The organism is Roseitalea sp., from assembly GCF_984466335.1.
The window spans coordinates 4,246-8,832 of sequence record NZ_CFIFWG010000132.1 but is presented as its reverse complement, the minus strand read 5'-3'; the positions used below and the strand labels follow the sequence as shown (position 1 = coordinate 8,832).

Here is a 4,587-nt window from a genome sequence, read left to right as displayed (position 1 = left end):
GCCCCGCGCGCGGGGGCTCTTTCCGACCGAACCGGGAGGATAGGCCCGTGAGCGACAATCCCGCCCTGCCGAGCGCCGCACCGGGCGTGCGGGGACTGGCCAGAACACTGGAGCTCGACACGCGCCTTCTGGGCATGATCGGCGCGTTCATCGTTCTGTGCCTGGTCTTCCATGTCCTCACCGACGGGCGGTTCCTGACCCCGCGCAACATCTTCAACCTGACGATCCAGACCGTCTCGGTGGCGATCATGGCCACGGGCATGGTGTTCGTGATCGTCACGCGCAACATCGACCTTTCGGTCGGCTCGCTGCTGGCCACCTGCTCGGCGATGATGGCGATGACCCAGACGCTGGTGACGCCCGAATGGCTGGGCCTGGGGCTGAACCACCCGCTGACCGCGCCGGCCGCGATTGTGGTCGGGCTCGGCACCGGCATCCTCGTCGGCGCGTTCCATGGCTGGCTGATCGGCTATCTGGGCATTCCGGCCTTCATCGTCACGCTGGGCGGTCTGCTCGTGTGGCGCAACGTCGCCTGGTATCTGACCAACGGGCAGACCATCGGACCGCTCGACCAGAACTTCCAGCTCCTCGGCGGCATCGGCGGTACGCTGGGCGAGACCTGGAGCTGGGTGTTCGGGCTGGTCTGCGCGGCCGCGGCGCTCTATGCGCTCTGGCAGTCGCGGCGCAACAAGATCGCGCACGAATTTCCGGTCAAGCCGCTGTGGGCCGAGTTCGCGCTTGGCGGCATCGTCACGGCGGTGATTCTGGGCTTCATCGCCATCCTGAACGCCTATCAGATCCCCGAGCGGCGGCTCGCGCGCATGTTCGAGGCGCGCGGCGAGGTGCTGCCCGAGGGCTTCACCGCCGGCTACGGCCTGCCGATCTCGGTGCTGCTCCTGATCGCCGTCGCCGTGGTGATGACGATCGTCGCCGGCCGCACCCGGCTCGGCCGCTACATCTTCGCCGCCGGCGGCAACCCGGACGCGGCCGAGCTTTCGGGCATCAACACGCGCATGCTGACCGTCAAGGTGTTCATCATCATGGGCGTCTTGTGCGCGGTCAGCGCCATCGTCGCCTCCTCGCGCCAGACCTTCCATTCCAACGATATCGGCACGCTGGACGAGTTGCGCGTCATCGCGGCCGCCGTGATCGGCGGCACGGCGCTCGCCGGCGGCGTCGGCACGATATACGGCGCGATCCTTGGCGCCCTGATCATGCAGTCGCTGCAATCGGGCATGGCGATGGTCGGCGTCGATGCGCCGTTCCAGAACATCGTCGTCGGCACCGTGCTCGTCGTCGCGGTTCTGATCGACACGATCTACCGCAAGCGGACGGGAGACTGACCATGGCGGACACCGTCGATCGCTCGGGCACGCCGCTGGTCGAACTGCGCGACATCTCGATCGCGTTCGGCGGCATCAAGGCGGTCAACCATGTCACCGTCGATCTGTTTCCGGGCGAGGTGGTCGGGCTTCTGGGCCACAATGGCGCGGGCAAGTCGACGCTGATCAAGTGCCTTTCGGGCGCCTACCGGATGGATGCGGGCGACATCTTCATCAATGGCGCGCGCGCCGTGATCAACAATCCGCGCGATGCGCGCCGCTACAACATCGAGACCATCTACCAGACGCTGGCGCTGGCCGACAATCTGGACGCGGCCTCGAACCTGTTCCTGGGCCGTGAACTGACCACGGCGACGGGGCTCGTGGACGATGCGCGCATGGAGGCCGAGACGCGCAAGATCATGGGCCGGCTCAACCCGAACTTCCAGAAATTCTCGGCGCCGGTGGCGGCCCTTTCGGGCGGCCAGCGCCAGTCGGTGGCGATCGCCCGGGCGGTCTATTTCAACGCGAAGATCCTGATCATGGACGAGCCGACCGCCGCGCTCGGGCCCCAGGAGACCAGGATGGTCGCCGACCTGATCGGCGAACTCAAGAAGGAGGGGCTCGGCATCTTCCTGATCGATCACGACGTCCATCAGGTCAAGGAACTGTGCGACCGGGCGGCGGTGATGAAGAATGGCGAACTGGTCGGCGTCGTCGATGTCGATGCGGTGTCGGTCGACGATATCCTGGCGATGATCATCGCCGGCAAGAAGCCGGCCATGGCGGCCTGATCGCATGATCGCTTGACCCATGCATCTCGGTCTTGACCTTGGAACGTCCGGCCTCAAGGGCCTGCTCATCGACGCCGATCAGGCGGTCCTCGCCGAGGCGCACGCCCCGCTCGGCGTGTCGCGGCCGCATCCGGGCTGGTCGGAGCAGAACCCGGCCGACTGGCTGGCGGCCGCCGAGGCCGTGCTCGACCAGCTCGCCGGGGCGCATTCGCTCGCCAAGGTCCGCGCGATCGGCCTTTCGGGGCAGATGCACGGGGCGACGCTGCTCGACGGGCACGACGACGTGCTGCGCCCGTGCATGCTGTGGAACGACACGCGCGCCCATGCCGAGGCGGCGGCGATGGACGCCGATCCCGATTTTCGGGCGATCACCGGCAACATCGTCTTTGCCGGCTTCACCGCGCCCAAGGTGGCCTGGGTCCGGGACAATGAGCCGGGCACTTTCGAGCGCATCGCCAAGGTGCTGTTGCCCAAGGATTATCTGCGCCTGTGGCTGACGGGGGGCTATTTCTCCGACACGTCGGATTCGGCGGGCACGAGCTGGCTCGACACCTCAAGGCGCCTCTGGTCTGACAAGCTTCTCGCCAGGACGGGGCTGTCGCCGGTGCAGATGCCCGCGCTGGTCGACGGCGGCGACGTCACCGGCAAGCTGCGCGCGGCGATCGTCGACCGCTGGGGGTTTTCGCGCGATTGCGTCGTCGCCGGCGGCGGGGGCGACAATGCGGCGTCCGCGATCGGCGTCGGCGTGACCGGGGCGGGCGAGGCGTTCGTGTCGCTGGGCACGTCGGGCGTGCTGTTTGCGGCGTGCGAGGCCTATGTGCCCGCGCCGGCGACCGCCGTGCACACTTTTTGTCACGCCTTGCCGCGTACCTGGCACCAGATGGGCGTGATCCTGTCGGCGACCGACGCGCTCAACTGGTATGCGGGGCTGGTCGGCGAGGACGCGGCCGCGCTGACCGGCGCGCTTGGCGATCTTGAGGCGCCCGGACGAACGCTGTTTCTGCCCTATCTGGGCGGCGAGCGCACGCCGCACAACGACGCCGATGCGCGCGGCGCGTTGCTCGGCCTGGAGCATGCCGCGGGCCGCGATGCGGTGACGCGGGCGGTGCTTGAGGGCGTTGTCCATGCGATCCGCGACTGCCGCGACGCGCTCGCCGAAACGGGCACGCGGTTCGACCGGCTGCTGGCCGTCGGCGGGGGCGCCAGATCCGACTATTGGCTCAAGGCGCTGGCCGCATCCCTGGGCGTTGCCATCGACGTGCCCGTCGCCGGCGACTATGGCGGCGCGTTCGGCGCTGCGCGCCTTGCCATGATGGCGGCGGGCGATCTGGACGCGGGCGGGCTGACCGCGCCGGCGACCGACAAGAGTTTCGAGCCCGACCCCGCACTGGCCGATGCCTTCGCCCAGGCGCATGCGCGCTACCGGGCCGCCTATAACCAGACAAGGATGCTCTGATTGGCCGGGATCGAACCGCGCCCGCGCCCGCAGGAGCGGCTGGAGAGCCCCGTCAACCGGTTCGCCTGAGCGACAGGCGCCGCACAGCCCTTCGGCCTGCACCTTCAGGGCCTGATTTTCCGCGGACATCAGCGGGGCCTGATGCCGTTCAGAAGGATCGACAGCACCGCGTGGGCGGCCTGCTCGTTGAAGCCGGGCTTTTTGGCCTGCCCGCCCAGGATCGCCCGCACCTGCACCTCGAAATCCGCATAGTGCTGGGTCGTCGCCCAGATGGCGAAGATCAGATGGTAGGGGTCGACCGGGGCGAGCCTGCCCGCATCGATCCAGCGCCGGATCACCGCCGCCTTCTCGTCGACCAGCGATTTGAGCCGCGTCGTCAGGAACTCCATGACGAGCGGCGCGCCGCGCTGGATCTCGTTTGCGAACAGGCGTGAGGCTTCCGGGCTGCGGTCCGACATGTCCAGCTTGATGGTGGTGTAGCGGCGCAGCTCCTCGATCGGATCGCCTTCGGGATCGATCGCCGCGAACGGTTCGAGCCAGTCCTCGATCGTCTGCTCGATGGCGGTGCGGTAGATGTCTTCCTTGGACCTGTAATAATAGAGCAGGTTCGTCTTGGACATGCCCGCCCGTTCGGCGATGCGATCGACGGTGGCGCCGCGATAGCCGTCGGTGGAAAACACATCGAGCGCCGCCCGCATGATCAGCGCCCGGTTCTGGGTCTGGATTCGGCTCTGCTTGCCGCTTGCGGCCCGTGCCGCGCCCTGTGCCAATGGCTTGCTCCGATACGGATAATCTGACAAATCAAATCAACTTAAATAGCGTCTTGACCGAGGTCAATCGCTCCCATAGCGTCGGATTTTGACCAAGCAGTCAAGAATTTTGCAACCGGTTGCAAACCGATTGCGGATTGCCCTAGGAATGCGTGATCCCGTCCGGCCCGGCGCATTCGGGACGGCGTGGGTGGCATCCGAACCGCAATCATCATCGAAGAAGGGTCCGGCCATGGACATCGTTT

General features: G+C 67.2%; 4 protein-coding genes. 3 read left to right on the top strand and 1 reads right to left on the bottom strand.

Features of this window, described 5'->3' with window-relative positions; genetic code table 11:
- The first annotated feature begins 47 nt into the window (after positions 1–47).
- The 3 genes from AC5E6L_RS11760 to xylB are packed head-to-tail and all read left to right on the top strand — an operon-like array spanning position 48 to position 3,572.
- Positions 48–1,343 carry a sugar ABC transporter permease gene (locus AC5E6L_RS11760; RefSeq protein ID WP_491228573.1) on the top strand — a complete coding sequence of 432 codons (1,296 nt, stop codon included), beginning with the start codon at positions 48–50 and terminating at the stop codon, positions 1,341–1,343.
- Between the two features lie 2 nt (positions 1,344–1,345).
- On the top strand, positions 1,346–2,116 hold the full coding sequence (locus AC5E6L_RS11755; protein WP_491228574.1) for an ATP-binding cassette domain-containing protein: 771 nt from the start codon (positions 1,346–1,348) through the stop codon (positions 2,114–2,116).
- A 19-nt stretch (positions 2,117–2,135) separates the two neighbouring features.
- Positions 2,136–3,572 carry a xylulokinase gene (gene xylB, locus AC5E6L_RS11750; RefSeq protein WP_491773485.1) on the top strand — a complete coding sequence of 479 codons (1,437 nt, stop codon included), beginning with the start codon at positions 2,136–2,138 and terminating at the stop codon, positions 3,570–3,572.
- Positions 3,573–3,700: 128 nt separating this feature from the next.
- Here the strand turns inward: xylB and AC5E6L_RS11745 are convergent, their stop codons facing one another.
- Complete coding sequence (locus tag AC5E6L_RS11745; RefSeq protein WP_491228578.1) at positions 3,701–4,270, bottom strand: TetR family transcriptional regulator C-terminal domain-containing protein; 570 nt, start codon at positions 4,268–4,270, stop codon at positions 3,701–3,703.
- Between the last annotated feature and the right edge of the window lie 317 nt (positions 4,271–4,587).

What these genes read in the sequence shown, in the direction of transcription:
- AC5E6L_RS11755 (WP_491228574.1), top strand. Translation starts at nt 1,346, where the DNA reads ATGGCGGACACCGTCGATCGCTCGGGCACGCCGCTGGTCGAACTGCGC.
- xylB (WP_491773485.1), top strand. Translation starts at nt 2,136, where the DNA reads ATGCATCTCGGTCTTGACCTTGGAACGTCCGGCCTCAAGGGCCTGCTC.
- AC5E6L_RS11745 (WP_491228578.1), bottom strand. Translation starts at nt 4,270, where the DNA reads ATGCGGGCGGCGCTCGATGTGTTTTCCACCGACGGCTATCGCGGCGCC.